The sequence below is a fragment of the Schaalia odontolytica genome (assembly GCF_005696695.1).
GTDB classification, from domain to species: Bacteria; Actinomycetota; Actinomycetes; order Actinomycetales; family Actinomycetaceae; genus Pauljensenia; species Pauljensenia odontolytica_C.
Genome location: NZ_CP040006.1, coordinates 269,303 through 292,237 on the forward strand (window position 1 = coordinate 269,303; position 22,935 = coordinate 292,237).

General features: G+C 66.7%; 19 protein-coding genes and 1 tRNA gene. 13 read left to right on the forward strand and 7 right to left on the reverse strand.

Annotation, left to right across the window (positions count from 1 at the left end):
* Window positions 1–65: 65 nt before the first annotated feature.
* The 8 genes from topA to FBF35_RS01245 all read left to right on the forward strand — a co-directional run bounded on the left by topA (window position 66) and on the right by FBF35_RS01245 (window position 10,841).
* Entirely contained in the window at window positions 66–2,810 is a 2,745-nt protein-coding gene (topA, locus tag FBF35_RS01205; protein WP_060566233.1) for a type I DNA topoisomerase, read from the forward strand.
* Entirely contained in the window at window positions 2,810–3,619 is an 810-nt protein-coding gene (tmk, locus tag FBF35_RS01210) for a dTMP kinase (protein ID WP_060566234.1), read from the forward strand. The genes topA and tmk overlap by 1 nt, the downstream gene beginning before the upstream one ends.
* Window positions 3,616–4,809, forward strand: coding sequence for a DNA polymerase III subunit delta' (locus tag FBF35_RS01215; protein WP_060566235.1), 1,194 nt, complete (start codon window positions 3,616–3,618; stop codon window positions 4,807–4,809). Before tmk ends, FBF35_RS01215 begins: the two co-directional genes overlap by 4 nt.
* A 36-nt stretch (window positions 4,810–4,845) precedes the next feature.
* Window positions 4,846–6,462, forward strand: a complete 1,617-nt coding sequence (locus FBF35_RS01220; RefSeq protein WP_060566236.1) for an alpha/beta hydrolase — start codon at window positions 4,846–4,848, stop codon at window positions 6,460–6,462.
* 115 nt (window positions 6,463–6,577) lie between these two features.
* A tRNA-Thr gene (locus tag FBF35_RS01225) sits at window positions 6,578–6,650 on the forward strand.
* 1,230 nt (window positions 6,651–7,880) lie between these two features.
* On the forward strand, window positions 7,881–8,351 hold the full coding sequence (locus tag FBF35_RS01235) for a Dps family protein (protein WP_007590173.1): 471 nt from the start codon (window positions 7,881–7,883) through the stop codon (window positions 8,349–8,351).
* A gap of 170 nt (window positions 8,352–8,521) precedes the next feature.
* Complete coding sequence (gene hemH, locus FBF35_RS01240) at window positions 8,522–9,565, forward strand: ferrochelatase (protein ID WP_060566237.1); 1,044 nt, start codon at window positions 8,522–8,524, stop codon at window positions 9,563–9,565.
* 73 nt (window positions 9,566–9,638) lie between these two features.
* The gene (locus tag FBF35_RS01245; RefSeq protein WP_060566238.1) at window positions 9,639–10,841 is read left to right on the forward strand and encodes a PLP-dependent transferase; all 1,203 of its coding nucleotides are present in this window, start codon (window positions 9,639–9,641) and stop codon (window positions 10,839–10,841) included.
* Between the two features lie 106 nt (window positions 10,842–10,947).
* Here the strand turns inward: FBF35_RS01245 and FBF35_RS01250 are convergent, their stop codons facing one another.
* Together FBF35_RS01250 and FBF35_RS01255 are read right to left on the reverse strand one after the other, a co-directional pair.
* Window positions 10,948–12,183, reverse strand: a complete 1,236-nt coding sequence (locus FBF35_RS01250) for a chloride channel protein (RefSeq protein ID WP_060566239.1) — start codon at window positions 12,181–12,183, stop codon at window positions 10,948–10,950.
* Window positions 12,174–12,635: a MarR family winged helix-turn-helix transcriptional regulator gene (locus FBF35_RS01255; protein WP_060566240.1), complete on the reverse strand. Its 462-nt coding sequence runs from the start codon at window positions 12,633–12,635 to the stop codon at window positions 12,174–12,176. The genes FBF35_RS01250 and FBF35_RS01255 overlap by 10 nt, the downstream gene beginning before the upstream one ends.
* Window positions 12,636–12,862: 227 nt before the next feature.
* On the opposite strand from FBF35_RS01255, the gene FBF35_RS01260 reads away from it, so the two are divergent.
* The gene (locus FBF35_RS01260) at window positions 12,863–13,192 is read left to right on the forward strand and encodes a histone-like nucleoid-structuring protein Lsr2 (RefSeq protein WP_034465316.1); all 330 of its coding nucleotides are present in this window, start codon (window positions 12,863–12,865) and stop codon (window positions 13,190–13,192) included.
* A gap of 106 nt (window positions 13,193–13,298) precedes the next feature.
* On the opposite strand, the gene FBF35_RS01265 is transcribed toward FBF35_RS01260, so the two are convergent.
* Together FBF35_RS01265 and FBF35_RS01270 are read right to left on the reverse strand one after the other, a co-directional pair.
* Entirely contained in the window at window positions 13,299–13,790 is a 492-nt protein-coding gene (locus FBF35_RS01265; RefSeq protein ID WP_241772530.1) for a DUF3060 domain-containing protein, read from the reverse strand.
* A 50-nt stretch (window positions 13,791–13,840) separates the two neighbouring features.
* Window positions 13,841–15,052, reverse strand: coding sequence for an OmpA family protein (locus FBF35_RS01270; RefSeq protein ID WP_060566242.1), 1,212 nt, complete (start codon window positions 15,050–15,052; stop codon window positions 13,841–13,843).
* 270 nt (window positions 15,053–15,322) lie between these two features.
* Between FBF35_RS01270 and FBF35_RS01275 the strand changes: the two genes are divergently transcribed.
* The 3 genes from FBF35_RS01275 (at window position 15,323) to ispD (ending at window position 17,553) form a co-directional block, all read left to right on the forward strand.
* Window positions 15,323–16,060, forward strand: a complete 738-nt coding sequence (locus FBF35_RS01275) for a phosphoglyceromutase (RefSeq protein WP_048672469.1) — start codon at window positions 15,323–15,325, stop codon at window positions 16,058–16,060.
* A gap of 274 nt (window positions 16,061–16,334) precedes the next feature.
* Complete coding sequence (locus tag FBF35_RS01280) at window positions 16,335–16,853, forward strand: CarD family transcriptional regulator (protein WP_003791906.1); 519 nt, start codon at window positions 16,335–16,337, stop codon at window positions 16,851–16,853.
* Complete coding sequence (gene ispD / locus FBF35_RS01285; protein ID WP_060566243.1) at window positions 16,837–17,553, forward strand: 2-C-methyl-D-erythritol 4-phosphate cytidylyltransferase; 717 nt, start codon at window positions 16,837–16,839, stop codon at window positions 17,551–17,553. Before FBF35_RS01280 ends, ispD begins: the two co-directional genes overlap by 17 nt.
* 38 nt (window positions 17,554–17,591) lie before the next feature.
* On the opposite strand, the gene FBF35_RS01290 is transcribed toward ispD, so the two are convergent.
* Complete coding sequence (locus FBF35_RS01290) at window positions 17,592–18,380, reverse strand: hypothetical protein (RefSeq protein WP_060566244.1); 789 nt, start codon at window positions 18,378–18,380, stop codon at window positions 17,592–17,594.
* A 175-nt stretch (window positions 18,381–18,555) separates the two neighbouring features.
* Here FBF35_RS01290 and FBF35_RS01295 point away from each other — a divergent pair, with 175 nt between their 5' ends.
* Complete coding sequence (locus tag FBF35_RS01295) at window positions 18,556–19,905, forward strand: MFS transporter (RefSeq protein ID WP_060566245.1); 1,350 nt, start codon at window positions 18,556–18,558, stop codon at window positions 19,903–19,905.
* Window positions 19,906–19,998: 93 nt separating this feature from the next.
* Here the strand turns inward: FBF35_RS01295 and FBF35_RS01300 are convergent, their stop codons facing one another.
* Both FBF35_RS01300 and FBF35_RS01305 read right to left on the reverse strand, forming a co-directional pair.
* Window positions 19,999–21,426, reverse strand: coding sequence for a hypothetical protein (locus FBF35_RS01300; protein WP_060566246.1), 1,428 nt, complete (start codon window positions 21,424–21,426; stop codon window positions 19,999–20,001).
* A gap of 38 nt (window positions 21,427–21,464) precedes the next feature.
* Window positions 21,465–22,931 (reverse strand): hypothetical protein, encoded by a 1,467-nt coding sequence (locus FBF35_RS01305; protein WP_060566247.1) that lies wholly within the window; start codon window positions 22,929–22,931, stop codon window positions 21,465–21,467.
* Between the last annotated feature and the right edge of the window lie 4 nt (window positions 22,932–22,935).

Sequence of the window (22,935 nt, forward strand, 5' to 3'; positions counted from 1 at the left end):
CCTCGCTGGGTGAACCGCGAGCGAGGGTGCTACAAATACTGGGGAAGCGACGGAAGGGACCGGCAATGTCAGCGACGAAGCTCGTGATCGTGGAGTCTCCTGCGAAGGCAGCCACCATCGAGGGATACCTGGGTCCCGACTACCACGTGACCGCCTCCATCGGCCACATCCGCGACCTCCCGCAGCCCTCCGAGCTGCCCAAAGACATGAAGAAGGGGCCGTTTGGTCGCTTTGCCGTCAACGTGGATGATGGCTTTAAGCCCTACTACGTGGTGAACCCGGATAAGAAGAAAAAGGTCACCGAACTCAAGAAGCTCCTCAAGGAGTGCGACGAACTCTATCTGGCAACTGATGAGGACCGCGAGGGTGAGGCCATCGCGTGGCACCTCCTGCAGGTCTTGAAGCCGAAGGTTCCCGTGCGTCGCATGGTGTTCCACGAAATTACGAAAGAAGCGATCCAGCGCGCGCTGGAGAACACGCGCGACCTGGACACCGCCCTCGTGGACGCTCAGGAGACCCGCCGCATCCTCGACCGCCTCTACGGCTACGAGGTCTCGCCCCTCCTGTGGCGCAAGATCCGCCCGTCCCTGTCCGCCGGCCGCGTGCAGTCGGTGGCCACGCGCCTCGTGGTCGCCAGGGAACGTGAGCGCATGGCGCACGTGAGCGCCCAGTACTGGTCGATCGACACGGCGTTCACGTCGGCGGGCCAGGCCTTCGGCGCGCGCGTCTCCTCCGTGGATGGCCACTCGATCGCGACCGGCTCCGACTTTTCCGAGAAGGGCGAGCTGAGCGCGAAGGCGGCCAAGGCCGGCGTCCTCCACCTGGACGAGGCCACGGCCCGCGCCTACGCGCAGGCTCTGTCGGATGCCCCGGCCTCGGTCATCGACTCGGTGACCCGCAAGCCCTACCGTCGCCGCCCGGCAGCCCCCTTCACGACGTCGACCCTCCAGCAGGAGGCGTCGCGCAAGCTGCACTGGAACGCGTCCTCGACGATGCGCACCGCCCAGTCCCTCTACGAGTCCGGTTACATCACCTACATGCGTACCGACTCCACGGCGCTGTCCAGCCAGGCGATCCACGCCGCCCGCGAGCAGGCCACCCAGCTCTACGGGGCCGAGGCTGTGGCCGAGTCCCCGCGCCTGTACGGCACCACGTCCAAGGGCGCCCAGGAGGCGCACGAGGCGATCCGTCCTGCGGGTGATCACTTCCGCACGCCGGGCGAGGTGGCCGGTTCTCTGTCGAAGCAGCAGCTGGCGCTGTACGACCTGATCTGGAAGCGCACGGTTGCCTCGCAGATGGCCGACGCTCTCGGCTACACGGCGACGATCCGCGTGCTCACCGGCATCGAGGTTGACGGTAAGCGCCACGACGTGCTGTCCTCGGCCTCGGGCACGGTCATCACCTCCCCGGGCTTCCGCCTGGCCTACCAGGAGGGCCGCGACCAGGGGCGTTACGACGCGGAAAAGAACGACGCGGAGAAGACCCTCCCGGACGTCGCTGAGGGTGATCCCGCGACGCTGACCGAGGCCACCCCCGACGGCCACGAGACCCAGCCCCCGGGCCGCTACACGGAGGCCACGCTGGTCAAGACCATGGAGGAGCTCGGTATCGGCCGTCCCTCCACCTACGCGGCCACCATCCAGACGATCGGTGACCGCGGGTACGTGACGCACCGCGGCCAGTACCTGGTGCCCACGTGGCTGGCGTTCTCCGTGACGCGCCTGCTCGAGGAGAACCTGGCGAACCTGGTCGACTACGACTTCACGGCCTCGATGGAGGGCGACCTGGACCGTATCGCCGCGGGCGAGGAGAACGGCACGGAGTTCCTGACCGGCTTCTTCTTCGGCCCCGACGGCACGGGTGAGAACGGCGGTCTGCGCCACGACGTCGCCTCCCTGGGCGATGACATCGACGCGCGCGCCGTCAACTCGATCGACCTGGGCCGCGGCGTGACGCTGCGCGTGGGTCGCTACGGCCCCTACATGGAAAAGGCCGACGGGACGCGCGCGAACGTGCCACCGGAGGTCGCTCCCGACGAGCTGACGGATGAGCTGATCGACCAGCTCTTCTCCCGCGCCGCCGACGATGGCCGTGAGCTGGGCGTCGACCCCGCGACCGGTCACACGATCATCGTCAAGGATGGCCGCTACGGCCCCTACGTCACCGAGGTCCTGCCCGAGGAGACTGAGGGCGCCGAGGAAGGCGCGAAGAAGACGAAGAAGGCTGCCGCCAAGCCTCGCACCGCCTCGCTGTTCAAGACCATGGACATCGCGACCGTCACCCTCGAGGACGCCCTGGCGCTGCTGTCCCTGCCGCGCGAGGTAGGCACGGACCCGGCCTCGGGCGAGGTCATCACGGCGCAGAACGGCCGCTACGGCCCCTACCTGAAGAAGGGCACGGACTCGCGCACGCTGGCCTCCGAGGACCAGCTGCTGACCATCACCCTGGACGAGGCCCTGGCCATCTACGCCCAGCCCAAGACGCGCGGCCGCGGCACGGCCCGCCCGCCGCTGCGCGAGTTCGGCGAGGACCCGATCTCGGGCAAGAAGGTCACCGTCAAGGACGGCCGCTTCGGCCCCTACGTGACGGATGGCGAGACCAACGTGACGGTGCCGCGCGCCGAGACGGTGGAGGACCTGACGGCCGAGCGCGCCTACGAGCTGTTGGCAGATAAGCGCGCCAAGGGCCCCGCCCCCAAGCGCACGCGCAAGACGGCCGCGAAGAAGACGACGACCAAGAAGACGAGCGCGAAGAAGACCACCGCGAAGAAGACGGCCACCAAGAAGGCCGCGACGAAGAAGGACAGCTGATGGCAGCGCGAGGAGTGTTCATCACCTTCGAAGGCGGCGACGGCTCGGGGAAGTCCACGCAGATCCAGTCGGTGCGCGACTGGTTCGAGAGCCGTGGCCGCGAGGTCATCGTCACCCGCGAGCCGGGCGGCACCGAGCTGGGCACGGAGATCCGTCGCCTCGTGCAAAACGGCCCCGAGGACGTCGACGCGCGCACGGAGGCACTCCTGTACGCGGCCGACCGCGCCTACCACGTCGCCACGGTCATCGCCCCCGCCCTCGAGCGCGGCGCGGTCGTGCTGGGGGACCGCTACATCGATTCCTCTCTGGCGTACCAGGGTGCGGCCCGCTCCCTCGGTGTGGACGAGATCGCCTCGCTGTCCGCGTGGGCGACCCGCGGCCTCTACCCTTCGCTGACGTTCCTCCTGGACCTGCCCCCGGAGGTCGGTGCGCGCCGCCGCACCGACGCCCCGGACCGCATGGAGCGCGAGTCCATGGACTTCCACGAGCGCGTGCGCCACGAGTACCTGCGCCTCGCGGACGCCGAGCCCGACCGCATCGTCGTCATCGACGCGGTGGGCACGGTCGACGAGGTCTTCTCCGAGATCCGCGGCGTCCTCGTCGAGCGCTTCGAGGGCGGCTCCGTCACGATCGACGAGGCCTCCGACTCCGTTTCCGCGCCGGCTAAGGAGACCCCGGCCTCGTCCTCTGAGGTTCCCGAGGCCCCCGAGAAGCCGCGCGACAAGAGCGCGGACAAGGGCAGCGCCCGCAAGCCCGCCACCATGGTGGGAGCCCTGGGCGAATCCCAGGGCGCGCTCTGGGATGAATGATGAGCGTCTGGTCCTCGCTCGTCGGACAGGACGCGGCGGTCGCTAAGCTCAGCGAGGCCGCGGCGTCCGCCCGCGCGATCGTCGCCTCCCGAGGCGGCGCACGGGCCTCCGACGACGCGCGTTCCATGAGCCACGCCTGGCTCATCACCGGCCCTCCCGGGTCTGGTCGTTCCGTCGCAGCGCGCGCCTTCGCGGCCGCCCTGCAGTGTACGGGTGAGACCGTGGGGTGTGGCCAGTGCGCGGGATGCCGCACGACGATGGGCCGCACGAACGCCGACGTCGTTTTTGCGGCCACCGAGACCTCGATCATTAACGTGGAGACCGCGCGTTCCCTCGTGCTGCAGGCGCAGTCCTCGCCCTCCCAGGGGCTGTGGCGCGTCATCGTCGTCGAGGACGCGGACCGCCTCGGCGAGTCCGGCGCGAACGCCCTGCTCAAGGCCATCGAGGAGCCGCCCGAGCACACCGTGTGGCTGCTGTGCGCCCCCAGCCCCGAGGACATGATCGCCACGATCCGCTCGCGCTGCCGCCACCTCGGCCTGCGTATCCCCACAGCCAGTGCGGTCGCCGACCTGCTCGTGCGCGAGGGCGTGGCCACCCCCGATGTTGCCCTGGAGGCCGCGCGCGCCGCCCAGTCGCACATCGGCCTGGCCCGAGCGCTCGCCCGCGACCCCCAGATGCGCGAACGCCGCCGAGCCATCATCACCGCGCCCGCCTCCGTGCGCAGCGTCGGTGAGGCCGTCATGGCCGCCGACCGCCTCCTTGAGACCGCGAAAGCCCAAGCCGACGCGCAGGTCAGCGAACGAAACGCCCGCGAAAAGGCCGAACTGATGCGCCAGCTCGGCATGGACGAGGGTGAGAGCGCCACCAAGGCCTCGCGCACGATGATCCGCCAGCTCGAGGAGGACCAAAAGCGCCGCTCCAAGCGTGCCCTCACCGACGCGATCGACCGCGCCCTCATCGACCTGCTCGCGATCTACCGAGACGTTCTCATGGTCCAGGTGGGCGGGAACGGCGAACTCATCAACACGGACCTGTCCGACCTCGTGCACCAGATTGCCCAGGACTCCACGCCTCGTCAGACCCTCGCGCGCGTCGATCACATCGAGACCGCGCGCAAACGCCTCGTGTCAAACGGCAACCCCCTGCTGGTCCTGGAAGACATGGCGATTTCGCTGCGCCCCCAAGCCTGAAAACTGACCCGGCGTTTCTCCGTTACAATCGGGGCCATGAAGACACGCTCCATTGCGGCCTGCGCCGTCGCAATCCTCGCCGTCGTCGCGATCGTCCTGACCGTCGTCGGCTACTACGGAACCCAACGCAGGGGACCAGCCCCCTCGACGACGGCCTCGGCCACGTCCGCGCCGATCCCCGTGTCCGCGGGCTCCGTGCAGGCCTACTATGATCAGGCGATCGAGTGGGGCGTGTGCGCCGACGGTACCTTCGACACGTTCCAGGGCGTGAACTCCTCGGATGCCAGCGAGTACCAGTGCGCCTTCCTGAAGGCCCCGCTGGACTGGGAGAACCCCGACGGAGACCAGATCACGCTCGCGCTCGCGATCCACCGCTCCGGCGCGAAGGAAGCTCCCGCACTGTTCATCAACCCGGGTGGCCCCGGCGGCGCCGTCGTCTCCTCCCTGCCGTACTACGCGACGCAGGGAATCGGCGAGGCCGTAGTCAACGCCTACGACATCGTGGCCCTCGATCCGCGTGGCGTCGGCGACTCGACCCCCGTGTTCTGCACGACCGACGCCGAGCGCGACGAGCGCAACGCCGGAGAGGACGAGGACGTCGATACCGGCGACGAGTCCCCGCAGTCCGCGGTCGCCTCTGCCCATGAGGACGCCCAAGAGGTCGCCGCGGGGTGCCGCGAACACTCTGGCAGCCTGTACGAGCACATCGACACCGTGAGCGCTGCCCGCGACTTCGACATGGTGCGCGCCGTCCTCGGCCAGGAAAAGCTCAACCTCCTCGGATACTCCTACGGCACCTTCCTCGGCGCCACCTACGCGGGCCTCTTCCCTGAGCGCGTCGGTCGCTTCGTGCTTGATGGTGCCCTCGACCCGACCCTCAGCGTCAACGAGGTCTCCGCCCTCCAGATGCGAGGCCTCGACGCCTCGCTCCAGCACTGGATCTCCGACTGCACCACCCAGGCCACCTGCCCGATGGGACGCAACCTCCAGGAAGGCATCGAGACCGTGCGCTCGTTCCTCGACTCCCTCGAGGATAACCCGATGCGCACGAACGACCCGAACCGTCCGCTCACCGAAAACCTGGCCGTCACCGCGCTCACCGGCGCCATGTACAACACCCAGTGGTGGCCCCAGCTCACCCAGGCCTTCGGCATGGCCTGGCAGAAGAGCGACGGCAGCGGCCTGCTCGCCATCGCTGACACGCTGAACTCGCGCAACCCCGACGGCACCTACCAGGACAATTCCTTCGACGCGATCAACGCGATCAACAACCTCGACTACTCGCCCGAAGGCACCATCGAGGAGTGGGCCGCCCAGGTGGAGACACTCAAGAACGAACTGCCGATCCTCGGCAAGTACGTGGGCTACCCGTCGGCCGGCCTCGAGGCGTGGCCCACGAAGCACGCGCCCCGCTCGCGCATCACCGCGCAGGGAGCCGCTCCCATTGTCGTCATCGGCACGACCCACGACCCGGCGACCCCCTACTCGATGGCTCAGGGCCTGTCGGGCCAGCTCGCCAGTGGTGTCCTCGTCACCGTCGAAGGCTGGAACCACACCGCCTACCGCCGCGGCGCCAACCAGTGCGTCACGCGCGCCGTCGAAGACTACTTCGTGAAGGGAACCGTGCCCGCCGACGGCCTCATGTGCCAGTAGGGACGTGACTCACGACATCCTGCTGTGGGGTGTCCTGGTTTGCGCTCGGCGCGATTCGTCCAGTAGAGTTGTGCCGTTGCCTGCACGCCCCGGAAACGGTGGAACGGCGGGCGCGGCCGCCTTAGCTCAGTCGGCAGAGCGATTCACTCGTAATGAATAGGTCGTGGGTTCGATTCCCACAGGCGGCTCAGATACGCCCACCCGGTTTCGGGTGGGCGTTTTTGTATGGCCTCGTGGTGCGTGGTGCTTGGTGCCCCACGGGTGTTCCGGGCGCCGGAGGGCCCGGCCGCCCGCGAGGCTAGGCGGCCTCACTTCGTTCGGCGCCGCGCCTCGAAGCCCGCCCGTGCCCTCCGGTCCCTCCGGCGCCCTCCACACCTGTGGTGCCTGGTTGCTGACGTGTAGTTTGGCGCGTCGTCTCGAAGCCCGGCCAGGCCCCGCCGCCGCCCACGGACGCCGCAGCCAGGTCCACCAATCCCTCCGGCGCCCTCCACACCAGTGGCGCTTGGTTGCTGATGTGTGGCTTGGCGCGTCGTCTCGAAGCCCGGCCAGGCCCCGCCGCCCACGGGCACCGCTGCCAGGCCCTGTCGGCCAGGCGGCCTGGCTGTCTGAAACCGCCGTCACCTTTGCGGGTGCTGGTCGAGCCTCAGCTGAAACCGGTGTCGCCTTTGCGGGTGAGCAACGGGCGTTTTTGGTGCGTTTTTCGGTTGCAGTGGTGTCATCGGTTTCAACGGTTGCTATTCAGGGGCGCGCAGTGGTGATGGTGGTTTCATCGTCGCCACGTCACAGCTGCCCGTGCGTGAAAAAGTTCGCCCTGCTTGGTCTGATGCTGGGCGTGAGCGCGACAAAGTTCGCCCAGCGCGCTCAAAATGGCCCAAATTCGGCGTTTTGTGGCGTGCTGGGCGAGTTTTTCGCGGAAATGCCAGTGGAGGGGCGGTGTTGGGCGAACTTTGTTACTGCGTGGGCCTGGCAGCTGGGCCCCACTACTGGCAGCGTTAACCCTTCAATGCGCAGCTAAACCTCATAGGTGGCGTGGTGGGCGGCCTGCCCACGCAGCCACCTATCGGGTTAACGTGCGCGTGAGAGGGGTTTGGTGAAGCTTCAGTTGCATATCGGCGCGTTGCGCCGTCGTGCTCCTGTAGGTCTCCGGCCCAAATGCCGGCCCCCAACCGCATGAGGCAACCGTGGCCTCGGGCAAGATTGGTTAGGCGAACCTGGCCTGAAAAATGAAAGCGTCAATGATCTTAAAACGCTGAAATCCGAGGATTATTCCCTCGTCGCTAACGGATAGTGAAACATTTGACTAAACGGTGGATAGCACTAGAAATCCTGGGACCAAAGGGCCAAGATGGATGTGTCTGAAGGGCATGGCCCCACAAGGGTGAGCCCCGTACCGAATACACATGCATAGGAGAAACAACATGACCGTTGAGTCCACCGGCTTCAAGGCTTCCGACGTTCTCGCAGGCAACCTGCAGAAGGTCCTCACCGACGTGACCGCTCTGTCCCTCGTGGGCAAGCAGCTGCACTGGAACATCACCGGCGAGGGCTTCCGCTCGCTGCACCTCTACCTCGACGCGGTCGTGGACATCGCCCGCGAGGCCTCCGACGAGATCGCCGAGCGCATGCGCGCCCTCCAGGTCGTCCCCAACGGCCTGCCCGAGGTCGTCGCCCAGCGCAATACCCTGCCGACCGTCCCCGAGACGATCATCAAGACCACTGACGCCGAGGAGCTCGCCGTCGCCGCCATCAACGCGACCGTCGGCACCATGCGCGACGTGCACGAGAAGGTCGACGCCGAGGATTCCGCCTCCGCCGACATCCTCAACGACTACATCCGTCGCTTCGAGCAGCAGGCGTGGTTCATCCGTTCTCAGAACGGCCAGGCCTGAGCCTGACTCCTCCGTGAGGAGGGAGCGAGCCGCGTAGGCTCGCATCAACAACGTGGGGTGCCTCGCCTGTCACAGGCGGGGCACCCTTGTATGTACGAGCAGTGCGAACGCGCCCCGGGAGGTGACACCGCGTCAGCGACACCGGGGAGAGCGAACATTAGGCTGGTGGCGTGACGAACTCCCAGGACGCAGCAGCCACCACGTCGACGTCGATCCACGCGCAGCAGGGCGAGGCGCAGCCCGCCCTCGTCCTCGTCAACCTGGGGACGCCGACCGCCCCCGAGCCCGGCCCGGTGCGCGCCTTCCTGCGCGAGTTCCTCTCTGACCGCCGCGTCATCGAGATGAGCCCGCTCCTGTGGAAGCCCATCCTGGAGGGCATCATCCTGCGAGTCCGGCCGCGCGAGGTCGCGGGCAAGTACCGCAGCATCTGGATGGACGAGGGTTCGCCGCTCATGCACTACACCCGCGAGCAGGCCCGCCTCCTCGGCGAGCGCCTGCCGGGCGCGCGTGTCGAGGTCGCCATGCGCTACGGCCAGCCCTCGATCGGCTCGGTCCTAGACCGCCTGCACGCTGAGGGCGTGCGCCGCGTGGCGATCCTGCCCGCCTACCCGCAGTACGCGGCCTCGACGGTGACGACGATCAACGATGCGGTCGCCCAATGGATCGGCCGCAACCGCGATGGCTTCGAGCTGCGCCTGCACCGCTCCTTCCCCGCGGCCCCCGCGTACATCGAGGCGCTCGCGACCGCCCTCGAACGCCATTGGGAGCGCGTGGGACGCCCGAACTTCCTGACGGGGGACCGCGTCGTCGTGTCCTTCCACTCGATCCCGGTCGCCATGGACGAGGCCGGGGACCCCTACCGCGCCGAGTGCCGTCATACGGTCGCCGCCCTCGAGTCGCGCCTGGGCTTGGCGATGGGGTCCCTGACGGCGACCTTCCAGTCCGTGTTCGGGCGCGCCGAGTGGCTGGGTCCGCAGACGATCGAGGAGATGGCCGAGCTGGGCGCCGCGAAGTGCCCGCGCGTGGACGTCATCTGCCCGGGCTTCATGGCGGATTGCCTGGAGACGCTCGAGGAGATTGACCAGCTCAACCGTGAGACCTTCGTCGAGGCCGGGGGCGGGGACTTCCACTACGTGCCGTGGGGCAATGACTCGGAGGGTGCGGTCGCGTCCCTGGAGGAGCAGGCGTGCATCGCTCTTGCCGGCTGGGTGTAGGCGCGCGCTGTCACAATCGACCGGCGGACGAAACCCTTCGGCGGATGCGGCCCCGGCCTCGTAGCGTGGAGGCATGAGCACGCCTGACTGTACGACCTTCTCCACGCTGGCCATCCACGCAGGGTTCGACCCCGACCCCATCACGGGCGACGTGGTGCCTCCGATTCACGTCGCTTCGACGTTTGTACAGGATCGGCCCGGCGAGCTGCGAGAAGGCTACGAGTACGGGCGCTGCGGCAACCCGACGACCAACGCGTTCGCGGGCGCGCTCGCGGCCCTGGAGGGGGCGACGCACGGCTTCGCGTTCCCCTCGGGCATGAGCGCCGAGGACACCGTGATCCGCCTGCTGGCGCGCCCCGGCGACCACGTCGTGCATTCGACCGACGTGTACGGCGGCACCCACAAGCTCCTCAGCGTCATCAAGCCCGCCGAGGGCATCACTTCCGAGGCCGTGGACCTCACCGATCTGGCCGAGGCCGAGCGCGTGATCCGCGGGTCGCGCCCGCAGATCGTGTGGGTGGAGACGCCCTCGAACCCGTTCCTGTTGGTCACTGATATCGCTGCGATCGCGGCCCTCACGCACGAGGTGGGCGGCCTGCTGATCGTGGACAACACCTTCGCGACGCCGGTCCTGCAGCGCCCCCTCGAGCTGGGCGCGGACGTCGTCGTGCACTCGACGACCAAGTACGTGGGCGGCCACTCCGATGTGGTCGGCGGCGCGTTCATCCTGCGCGACGGCCTGGAGCTGCCCGCGCACGTCGAGCCCTTCTTTGGGGAGCGTGACGCCGCCGCCGAGGCCGTCAAGCTGCAGATGGCCCTCGGGCACGTGCCCTCCCCGCGCGACACGTACCTGGCCCACCGCGGCCTGAAGACCCTGGCCCTGCGCGTGGAGCGCCACTGCGAGAACGCGCAGAAGGTCGCCGAGTTCCTGGCCACCCACCCGAAGGTCACCGCGGTCCACTATCCGGGGCTGGCCTCGGACCCGGTCTACGAGCTGGCTCAGCGTCAGAACCCGGCCGGCGTGGGAGGCGTGCTCTCCTTCCAGGTCGCCACCGAGGAGGCGGCGATCGAACTGACGACGCGCACGCGCGTCTTTGCGCTCGCGGCGTCCCTGGGTGCGCCGGAGTCCCTCATCGAGCATCCGGCGATCATGACGCACTCGACGCGCGTCGGTGGCGTGGGCGGTGTGCCCGGCACGCTCCTGCGCCTGGCGGTCGGCTTGGAAGACGCGCAGGAGCTGATTGCGGACTTGGATCAGGCGCTCGCGCAGATCTGAGGTTCCTCTCCTCGGGAACGAGGCCGGGGTCCCCCGGGCGGTGATGCGCGGTTAGTGGTGGGCCCGGCGGCTTAGCGGGCGCTGCCACCTACTGACGTGCGGTGGTTCAGCGAGCCTCGGCCCGGCGGCTCAGCCAGGTCGCGGCCGCCGTGGCGCCGCCGACTGCGAGGACCGCGGGCACGAGGATCGTGGCGCCCTGGCCGGTGAACTCGATGACCAGGATGAGCCCCGTGAAGGGCGCCTTCATGGAGGTGCCGAGGAATGCGGCCGCCCCGATGAACGCAAACGCTGCTACTTCCGAGCCCGGCCACGCGGCCGCCCACGGCAAGCCGATGACGGCCCCCAGTCCCGCGCCGAGCGCGACTGCGGGGGTCAGGACGCCGCCCCAGCCTCCCGCGCCGATCGTCAGGAACGTGGTGGCCGTCTTGGCGAGGAGGACCAACAGAGCGAACGCGAGTCCCGCGCCGGCCGCCCACGTCGCATCGAACTGCGTCTGTGCGCTGGCCTGCCCGTTGCCGAGCACCGATGGAATGCGAGTGGAGACCAGGCCGACGACGGCGAACGCGAGTGGCAGGGTGATAAGGATGCGCCAGTCGCGCGGCCGGATCGCGCCGGTGCGTGCGACGGCCTCTTTAAAGACCCATCCCGCGGCGCCGAGCACCGGCCCCATGAGTGCGCCGAAGACCGTCAAGGAGAGCGATGGCGTGAGGGTGGGGACCGTGTAGAAGAAGGCAGGCCTCGTGAATCCTGTGGAGACGAGGACCGCGATCCCCGAGGTGATGAGCGCGGGGGCGACGGCGCGCGCTGACAGGGAGACGAGGAGGATCTCGAGGGTGTAGATCGCGCCCGACAGGGGGATCGAGTAGACGGCGGCCAGGCCCGCGCCCGCGCCGCACGCGACGATGATGCGCCGGTCCTCGGGGGTGAGGCCCAGGCGGTCGGCGGCGGCCGCGCTGAACGCGGCGGCCATCTCGCGCGGGGCGACCTCGCGCCCCACGGAGGCGCCGAGGCCGACGATGAGAACCTGGGTGAGGGCGTGCCAGGTGGCGCGCAGGGGAGGCATGGGGGTCCCGCCTACCGCGCCGGACACCGAAGTGACGGCCTTGTTACGGCGGAACAGCAGGAACCAGGACAGGGCGCCGACGACACCGGCGAGCGTCAAGACGCCGACGCGACGGGCAGGAGAAACCGCACTCACGGCCTCCACGAGAGTGCCGCCGTGCATGTCCCAGGCGATCGCCTGGATCCAGTGGAGCAGATGGATGCACGCCAGGCCGACGAGGCCGGCGATGATCCCGGTGAGAAGCGTTGCGACCGCGAGGCGGCGCGTGCTCACGGACATGGCGTGTCGGAGTCGAGGCGTTCGCTCACCCGCGTGAACAGGCCGGTGAGCATGTCGATCTCCTCGGGCGTGATGTCGTCGAGGAAGAGGCGGCGGATGACGTCGCGCTGGACGAGGGCGGCCTCGTCGAAGAGGGTCTTGCCGGCCTGCGTCAGGGAGACGAGGCCTCCACGGCCGTCGCCCTCACACGGGCGGCGCTCGATGAGGCCTCGGGATTCAAGGCGCTTCATTGTGTGGGTGAGGCGCGAGCGCGAGAAGACGACCTGGTGGGCTAGGCGGGAGGGGCGCACGCCATCCTCGCCGGCGCGGTCGGTCATGAGCAGCACGGAGTATTCGGGCATCGACAGACCGGCCTGGCACTTGAGGGCGGCTTCGATGCGCTCGGTGAGGCGAGCCGTCGTGGTGAAGTAGAGCTCCCAGGCCGCCGCTCGGGGGTGGTGTGCTCGGCTCACTGGATCTCCTCGTTCGATGCTTCCGGGTGAGGCCGAATCGGCCTCGGACTGCCTACGAGTATAACTTTCAATTAGACCCAGGTATAAATCGGTGCAGCGCACGTCACGTTCTCAGAATGAATGATCGAATGATATGAATTGTTTGAATTGCGTTACTCTAATTGCAGTGCAATAAGCATCTGAACTCGTCAGAGAATGAATCCAAATACTTCGAGAGGAATGAATACATGAAAAAGACGAAGAAGATTGTCGAAATTGTCGACGACTTCGATGGCACCCCCGCCGATCAGACCGTTCGCTTCGCCTTTAATGGCGCGTCGTACGAAATTGATCTGAGCCGCGAGCATTTCGAGGAATTCGCCGAGGCCATTCAGCCCTACATTAAGGCTGGTCGCAAGGTGGGTTCGACCCGCCGCCGTGGCAATGCCGGCAACCCCACGCAGCGCCTGGAGAACGCGAAGATTCGTGCCTGGGCAAAGGAAGAGGGGCTCGAGCTGTCCGACCGCGGTCGTATTCCCGCTCCGATTGTCGAGGCCTACCGCAAGGCCAACGCCTGATTTGTGACGCAATTGCGGGCGCACCGAAAGGCGCGCCCGCAATTCTTTTTACATGCCTGAGGGGTGGCACGCGTTATGCGCGCCACCCCTCATTGTGCGTTGGATGTCAGTCTTTGGAGACGACGTTATGCGCGCCCAAGTCGCTGCCAACCTGAGGAGCGTTTCCGTCCTCGTACTGGACAGCGTTATTGGAGCCCGTGAAGGATACCGTCTGGACGGACTTCACGTCGACGGCATTCTGGGAGCCGTTGACCGTGATCTCGGAGACGGCCTCGCCCTCAATGTGGTTGTTCGAGCCGTTGACAACGACGGACTTCGTGCCCGCGGGGATCTCGACGTGGGCGTTGGACTCGTTGACCGTGAAGGCACCGGCTGCGTCGGACTTGCCCGAATCCTTCGACGTGTCGGACTTACCGGAGTCGGTGGACGCGTCGGTCTTGGTGTCCGTGCGCGGGTTGCTCGAGGCCTCGGGGGCGGACGAAGCCGCGGGGGCGGAGGAGTCGCCGCCGGAGACGTTCGCGGTCTGGGAGCAGCCGGTCAGGGCCACGGTCGCGACGGCCAGGGCGGCCGCGGCGGGAAGGAAGGACTTCAGGGACATGGTGTCTCCCTTTCGTATGTTGATCAGTTGGTCAAACGTCAATCAGAGTACTAGAAGGCGGGGATGAAGATCTCGACGCGGCGGTTGAGCGCGCGGCCGGCCGGGTTGTCCGAGCCATCGGCGTTCTCGTTGGGCGCGACGGGCTTCGACTCGCCGTAGCCGGTGGCATCGAGGATGGCGCTCACGCCGTCCTTCTTCAGTTCCGCGGACACGGCATCCGCGCGTTCCTGCGAGAGCTGGAGGTTGAAGGCCTCGTCCGAGATGGAATCGGTGTGGCCGTAGATGTGGGCGGTGGGAACCTTCGCGTTGTTGAGCACGCCCGCCAGGCTCTTCAGGGTCTGGGCAGCTTCGGGGCGGATGTCGGACTTGCCGAAGTCAAAGAGGACGCCGTCCTCCAGGGTGATGACCGTGCCGCAGGACTCGACGGGCTTGAGGGACCCGACGGCCGGGAACTTGCCGAGCTTGCCGACCTTCTCGACCTTCGGAGCGTCGTTGACGGTCACGCCGTTCACGGTGGCCGTGCCGTTGCCGTTGTTCTGAATCGTCAGCTTCTCGTCCGAGTAGCTGCCGGTGCCGTCGCCGTTGTTGATGATCGTGACGGTGCCCTTGGAGAACTGGCCGGAGCCGTCACCTTTGTTGATGATCGTCTCCATGGAGGTCGTATTGGAGTAGTTGCCGCCGCCATTTCCGTCCAGGATGATGCTGGTCGTCGTCGTGGAGTAGGTGCCCGAGCCGTCGGCCTCGACGGTGATGGTCACCATGGTGTCGGCGTTGGTGTAGGTGCCCGAGCCGTCGCCGCCGTAGATGATGGAGATGGGGCCCTCGGTGATGACGCCGGAGCCGGTGCCGTCGTTGACGACTGTGCCCTTATCGCTGGAGGAAACGGCGGAGCCGTCGCCGCCCAGGACCGTCGAGCCGGACACCAGGGAGGTGCCGTCGCACTTGGCGGGGGAGACCGTCACGCCAGGAACGGAAGCGAGGGACGAGGAGGCTGCCTGGACGACGGCCTTATCCGCGTTCGAGGCGAACACGTCGATCGCGGGAACCGAGAAGAGCGGGATCGGGGGGATCTCGCCGGGGCGGTAACCCGGGACCGTCGGAACCGAGGCGGGAGTTGTGGACTGGGTGGGGGCAGCCGTGGTGGCCTCGGCGGTGGGCGCAGCCGCGGGAGTCTGGGGCTTCGAGGAGCCGCAGGCGCCCAGGGCGAGCGTGGTCGCAGCGACGAGAGCGGAGGCTGTCAGGGTGCGTCGTGTGATGATCATGAACCTAACCGTACGGGAAAATACGGGGGGCGCACACTGTTCCGGTAATCATGTAAAACCGCGGAATCTCAAGGAACTCAGGGGTAATCCGAGGGGTGCTCAGGGGGTAATCAGGGTATGGCCGGGGTCTTTGTCCGCACAAGGGCAGGGGCCTCGTTCCGCGGTGTTGGGGGCGAGGCCTCGTCCCCCTCGCGCTCCGGTGTCCAAGCTGTGGCGTGATCAACGCCACGGGGTGTAGGAGGTGGCCCGCACCTGTGGGAGAATGGAGACATGAGCTACAAACTGGTGCTGCTCCGCCACGGCGAGAGCGAATGGAATGCAAAGAACCTCTTCACCGGTTGGGTGGATGTTCCGCTGTCGGACAAGGGCCGCGCGGAGGCTACCCACGGTGGCGAGCTCCTCAAGGAAGCGGGCGTGAAGCCTGACCTCCTGTTCACGTCGATGCTGCGTCGCGCCATCATGACCGCGAACCTCGCCCTCGACGCTGCCGATCGCCACTGGATCCCCGTTGAGCGCAACTGGCGCCTCAACGAGCGTCACTACGGTGCGCTCCAGGGCAAGAACAAGAAGGAAATTCGCGACGAGTACGGCGAGGACCAGTTCATGCTGTGGCGCCGTTCCTTCGACGTGGCTCCGCCTGCCATCGAGGCCGGCTCCGAGTTCTCGCAGGACACCGACCCGCGTTACGCTGGCGAGCCCGTCCCCATGAGCGAGTGCCTCAAGGACGTCATCGCGCGTCTGCTGCCCTACTGGGATGAGACCATCGTTCCCGCGATCAAGAGCGGTAAGACCGTCATGATCGCTGCGCACGGCAACTCCCTGCGCGCCATCGTCAAGCACCTGGATGAGATCTCCGACGAGGACATCGCCGGCGTCAACATCCCCACCGGCATTCCGCTGGTGTACGAGCTCGACGAGGAAACCCTCAAGCCCATCAAGAAGGGCGGCACCTACCTGGATCCCGAGGCCGAGGCGAAGATCGCCGCGGTCGCCAACCAGGGCAAGTGAGCTGAGCGGAGCCCCGGCATCGTCTGCATGGACGAGGCCGGGGCTTCGTCATGCCCGGAAAACCGGGCTTTTTGCGGTGTGATGCCCGTCCTTATGGCGCACGTTTAATCGTGAGCAGGGTCGCATGCTGGGACGAATTGCGGTCGTGCTTGAAGTTGGTTTGTGTCGATCCTTGTATGCGTGTAACGTTGAGCTTTCACACTGTATGGGTCGGTTTTGCTCGCCAGCTGGTAGAATAGTTGTGCTATCCACGCAAGCACTCAGGAGTCCATCCATGTCGTTTGAAATCGGTCAGACGGTCGTCTACCCGCACCACGGCGCAGCCACGATCGAAGAGGTCATGACGCGCACCATTCGTGGTGAGGAGCGGACGTACCTGAAGCTGCGTGTGAATCAGGGCGATCTTGAGATTCAGGTCCCCGCCGAGAACGTCGATATGGTCGGCGTCCGCGACATCGTCGACGAGGACGGCCTCGAAGAGGTCCTCTCCGTCCTGCGCGCCCCCTACATCGAGGAACCCACCAACTGGTCGCGCCGCTTCAAGGCGAACCAGGAGAAGATTGCCACCGGCGACATCGTGAAGGTCGCCGAGGTCGTGCGTGACCTGACCCGCCGCGACGACCTGAAGAAGCTGTCCACGGGCGAGAAGCGCATGCTGACGAAGGCCCGCGGAATCCTCACCTCCGAGCTGGCCCTGGCGCGCAATATTGAAAAGTCTGCCGCCGCCGAGCGCCTCGACGCCGTCCTGGCTGAGGGTCGCATCGAAGTCGAAGAAGATGCCGTCGAAGAGTGATGCCCGCGCGGTCCTGACGGCCGCAGGCTCCGGCTCTCGCCTCGGCTGCGAGGGTCCGAAAGCACTCGTTGAACTCTCGGGTCGCCCCCTTGTGTGGTGGGCGGCCCGCGGCCTACGCGCCGGGGGAGTGGGCGCGATCGTCGTGACGGCCCCGGCCTCGTCGATCGAGGAATTTCGTAGCGCCCTGTCCGATATTGACGATCTGACAGTCGTCGCCGGCTCTGATCGTTCGCGTCAGGAGTCCGTGGCCCTCGGCCTGGCCGCGCTTGGCCGGTGCGAGGCGGACACGGTCGTCCTCGTGCACGACGCGGCCCGTCCCCTGACGCCTCCGCAGGTCACCGAGCGCGTCATCGATGCGGTTGCCGGCGGCGCGGGCGCGGTCATTCCCGTCCTGCCCGTCACCGACACCCTCAAGACCGTGGATGCCTCCGGCGTGGTCGTCGGCACGCCGCGCCGCTCCGACATGGTGGCCGTGCAGACACCGCAGGGTTTCCGCTGGGACGTTCTCATTCGTGCGCACGAGGAGGGCGCCTCCCTGGGCGCCGACGAGACCCGGGCGGCCACGGACGACGCTGGCCTCGTCGAGGCGATCGGCGGGACCGTGCACACGGTCGCGGGCGACGAGCGCTCCATGAAGGTGACGCGCCCCCTCGACCTGGCCCTTGCGCAGATCCTCGTCGCCGAGGAGGCGACCGTCTAAACGCACTGCCCGGCTCACGTCGGCAGCGTGGACATACGTCAGGGGGCCGTCAGGAGCGAACGCACGAGCTGCGCGCCCTCCGGCCGACCGAGCTTCGCGCGTTCCTCCGGCTTGTCGACGAAGTAGTCGATGAGGCGCCGCAGCAGAACGAAGCGCATGGGGGCGCCCGTCATATCAAAGACCAGGCTCTCCTCGAGGCCGTCAATGCAGACGTGCATATTCATGCTCGGGAAGAAGGCAGAATCGTCCGCGGTGAAACCTTCAATGCGGGGGTGTAGATCCCACGGGATAGGCGTTGGGGAGCTGTCTGTGAGCGGGTGAATCTCCATATGATCGGGCGAGAACACGATGAATGGGCCGCGGTGAATACAAGAGGGGCGCCACGGATTGCTGACGCACAGCATGAAAGATATTGCCGATAGGAGGAATCCGCAGAGAATATGAATGATCGCGTGCACGATCGGGACCTGAAGTGCTGGCTCGACGATGAGGGAGATCGGTCCGGCTGCGATTCCGAAAGTGTAGGAGTAGCGACGCACACGAACCTGAATAAGGGATGGATAGAGTGCCATTCCTCGTGGCTCCGCGTGCACGACCGGACCCCTGCGACGGCGAATGGACTCCGCAATGCCGATCACGAGGGATGCTGGGCACAGCAACAGACAATAGAAAAACAACAAGACGAGCAAGCTGGGCGGCAGAATCCCGCCTAAGAAATACAAGACGATCACCGCGACGGGACAAGCGGCTGCGATGAAATACCAGTTGAGGGGCTCCATTTGGCGCCCGCCGGCAACGGGAACGCTCAACATTGGGCTTTGCTCCATCGTCTTCTCCTTCCAGGGTGACATCCCAGCATATGACATGCGGTCAGGTCGCGCTGGCGGTTCCCCGGCCTCGTTCCTGGGGCGGCCCGAAGAGAACGTGAGCTACGAAACGTGGTAGTTTCACCCTGGACGCACACGCGCCTCCGAGCACTCCCCATCGAAGGAGCCCGATCCCATGAGCACAACGCCCACCACCCCACACCGCGTGATTACGCGCCAAGTCGTCGACTGGGCGGCCTGGGACTGGGGCAGCGCCGCCTTCAACGCGGTCGCCACGACCTTCGTGTTTACGACCTACCTGACCAGCGACGGCGTCTTCACCGACTCGGGCACCGCCTCGACGTGGCTGAGTAACGGCATGACGATCGCGGGCCTGTTCATCGCCCTGCTGGCCCCCATCACCGGTCAGCGCGCCGATCGACGAGGCCGGGGCGGAGTCTGGCTCGGATGGTTCACGGGCGCGGTCGTCGTCTGTATGCTCGCCATGTACTTCGTGCACCCCGAGTCGGTCCTCGGGCCCCAGGGCGCCCTCATGCTGGGTATTGCGCTGCTCGGCCTGGGTAACGTGTTCTTCGAGTTCGCCTCGGTGAACTACAACGCGATGCTCAACCACCTGGGCGAGAAGGAAGACCGCGGCAAGATCTCCGGCTTCGGCTGGGCAGCCGGCTACATCGGCGGCATCGTCCTGCTGCTCATCCTCTACGTCGGCCTCATCGGCGTCAACCTGCTGAACGTGCCCACCGACGCGCACCTGAACATCCGCATCTCCATGGTGATCGCCGCCCTGTGGCTCGGCGGCTTCGCGATCCCCGTCATCCTCCACCCGCCGATGCCCAAGAAGGTCCAGACCGGCGGCGACAACGAGTCGATCATCGACTCCTACAAGCTCCTGTGGCGCACCGTGCGCACCCTCAAAAACGAGGCCCCGCACACCCTCTTCTTCCTCATCGCCTCCGCCGTCTTCCGCGACGGCCTCGCCGGCGTCTTCACCTTCGGTGCCGTCCTGGCCAAGACCGCCTTCGGCTTCACCGCCAGCCAGGTCATGATCTTCGCGATCGCCGCGAACATCGTCGCCGGCCTCGCGACCGTCGCCTTCGGATGGGTCGACGACAAGATCGGCCCGAAGAAGGTCATCATCCTGTCCCTGAGCGCGATGGTCGTCGCCGGCTTCGGCGTCTTCTTCCTGCACGCCCGCGGCCCCGCCGTCTTCTGGAGCCTCGGCCTGGTCCTGTGCGTCTTCGTCGGCCCCACGCAGTCCGCGTCGCGTTCCTTCCTGTCGCGCATCATCCCCGCGGGCCGCGAGGGCGAGGTCTTCGGCCTCTACGCGACGACCGGCCGCGCCGTGTCCTTCATGGCTCCCGCCATGTACAGCCTCTTCCTCATGCTCGGCAAGCGTATGACGCCCGCCGGCGAGGACTACACCTACTGGGGCATCCTCGGCATCATGCTGATCCTCGGCATCGGCCTGGCCCTCACGATCCCCGTGAAGGCGGACCGCGCGACCCTGGCACACATGGAGGACTGAGCTCCTCGACGAGGCGCCCGCGCCCGACAACGATACGTCCCCGACGCAACCGAGTGATCCTCGGGCGTCGGGGACGTTCTTTTGTCGATCCGCTTAGTTGGTGTCGGGCGTGAAGGCGACGATCGCGCCGCTGCGAGCCCCGATGAGCAAGTCGTCGTAGACCCACACGAAGGTTGTCAGGTCTTCGAGGCTCGGCGACACGAACGTCATCGGGTCCTCCGTGTTGAAGAAGAACGTCTGTGTGGGAGCAGACGCCAGGCCCTGGATATAGAGCGCCCTGCCGTCAGCGCTGGCGCGCATCTGGGCGGCCGACCACGTGTCGGTCGAGAACATCTCGGGGAAGGACTCGCCGGGATTGACGGTGTGAGTGTCGCCCCCGCTGCTGACCATCAGGGTGTAGCCGTTGGTGTTCTTGGAAAAGACGCGCTCCACCGTTGCCGTCGTCCACGGCGCAATGCCCTGCGTCAAGAAGGCACCGAGGTCTGCAACGCTCGGGAGCTCGCGGTCTGAGGTTGGGAGCTTGTCGAGCTCCCAGGCGGACCCGAAGGTGCCCACGACATTCCCCGCGGTGTCGTAGCCGACGGTCTCCTCCTCGCCGGCTACGAGGATGCCGTCGTTCGCCAGCGTGATCCTCGACGAGGTGCGGGCGCTCGCGGAAGGCGCGTCCCCGAGCGTCGTGAGTGCTCCCGTGGCCGGGTTGATGATCTGCGGAGCGTGGTGGGCCTCGTCGACGGGGACGACCACGGCGGCTTCCGTGCCGGTGCCGATGACGGCCGTCGTGGGCTTCGTGATCCCCGAGTGGGCGAGGCCCATGCGGCGCTGAGGCGAGGTCTGAGTGGTCCAGAGCCTCGTCCATTCTCCCGAGTCGTGGGACCATCCGGAGCACGAGCTGAAGGTGTCGCAGGTGACGAGGACGCCGCCCGCCACCCCCATCGGGAGGTCGAAGCCCCAGGGCGCCTGAGTCTGCTCGCCGGTTGACCGATCCACGATGATGTCGCTGAGCAGGATCTCTCCCTCGGTTGTGACGGAGGAGGGGAATGCCTCGGCGCGTATACGGGACGGATTCGGCCCGGTCGTGCTCCACTGAACGACCGGCTCGACGCCCGAGACGTCGTAGGCGGACACAGTGGTCACTGCGTCGGTGCCGCTTCCGTAGGTCAGCGTGTACAGGGTCGAGCCTTCGGTGATCAGCTGCGCTGGTAGGAGAGAACCGTCCTCGGCAAGGAGCGTCCACGCCCTTGCAACGCCCGAGGCCCACTTGCTCGAGAGCTCGCCCGTGCTGGTCGCCTCTCCGTGGTAGCCGATCGCATTCAGTCGCCCCTCCCGTTGCGGGCCATGAATGTGCGGTTCGGGTACCCCACGACGGCTGTCAGAGAGGTAAAGGAGGCCGGCGCCGAGTAAGAATGCGAGAACGATGCCGAAGATCGCGATGATAGCGACACTGATCAGGAAGAGGGGCGTCTTCCGTGAACGTCTGGGCTGGGGGGAGTCAGTCCCGGACTGGGGGTCGTTGGTGCTCACAAGCTGTGCCTTTTCTGTCGTTGCCCGATACGAGGGAGTCACGAGGCCTTCGGGGTGAACGCCACGATGCCGTCGACCGTCACGCCGATGGCTAGGTCATCGAAGGGCCACGAGAGGTGCTCTGCGTCGCGGAACTCGTCCGATCCGTGTCCCTGCCCGCTCGCGGTGTCGAAGAAGAACCTGTTGCCCCTGTTGGTGTGATCGACGGACTCGACGTACACGACCGACGTGTCGGCGCTGGCGCGAACCTCGGAGGGCCAAAAAGTGCTGACGTAGTGATGCTGGTCGTTATTCCCGGCATCAAGAGTGAAGGGGGGACGCCCGTCGCTCGGCGTCACCGTGAGGCTGAAGGGGGTGCCGGCCGCCGCGTTGCTTGGGGCTGTGACCGACGCGTTCGACCACGCTGGGCGGGCACCGGCCAGGAAATCTCCTAGTTCGGCCGTGGTCGGCATGCGTCCATCGCGTGTTGGCATCCTCTTCATCTGCTTGTAGGTCTGGGTCCCCGTGATGAAGCCATCGGCGTCGTAGGTGACGAAGAAGTCATCGTTGAAAGCCAGGAGCCCATCGCTGGTGATCACAAAAGACACAACGTTGTTCTGTCTGTCCCTGAAAGGACTCACAGAACCGACGTTCGTGATCTGCCCGGTGTGCGGATCGAGGAGCTGCGCCAGGTGTGTCTGTGCATCGACGGGCAGGACGACCGCCTGGTGCTCCCCGTTACCGATCACAGGTGTATCGGGGTAGGTGAGCTTATCTAACGCGGACAGGGTGCCTTTTTGGCTGGCAGTGGCCGTCTCCCACTGGCGCTCCCACGATGAGGCCTCCTGCGTCCAGCCCGAGCAGGCCCGTTTGTGATCGCAGGCCACGACGATGCCATCAACGGCCGCGAGTGCTTCCGACCCCTCCCAGGGAGCCGAGGACTGCGCTCCCGACGTCTTGTCGATGACGATGCTGTCGATGAGGAATTGATCCCTGTAGGACACGAAGGTGGGTCGCCCGAGCGATTTGGGGAGGGGCCCCGTCGTGCGCCACAGCTCGCGCGGCTGCTCGGAAGAGATGTCGAAGGCCGCTGCAGTGACCTGGTGGGCGGCGGGATTGGGGTCTTCGAAGAGGGCGTACAGGGTGGTGCCCTCCACGGTCGTGAGTGCCCGGGAGCCGTACTTCGTGGAGGGGAAGGGGATCCTCCATGCCGTTTCGACGCCCGAGGCCCAGGCGGGGGAGATAGATCCCGTGCTCGTGGCGTCCCCTGAGTATCCGACGGTGGGCATCGAGGTAAATGAACGCTGATCGCCCGGTGTCGAGGGTGAGGGGCTGAGTCGGTGGATACCGATGATAGTGGCGATCGCGACAGCGGCCAGGAAAACCACGAGAAGGGCAGCCTTCGCGTGGCTCTTCGGACGAGGTTGGGGCGGGCCGGGCTGGGGGTTTGGGGGCGCTCCGCCGGGTGGCACCCACTCCGCGGCATGCGTGGGAGTATTCATGCCCGTGTGATCGTCATTGGTCATGAGT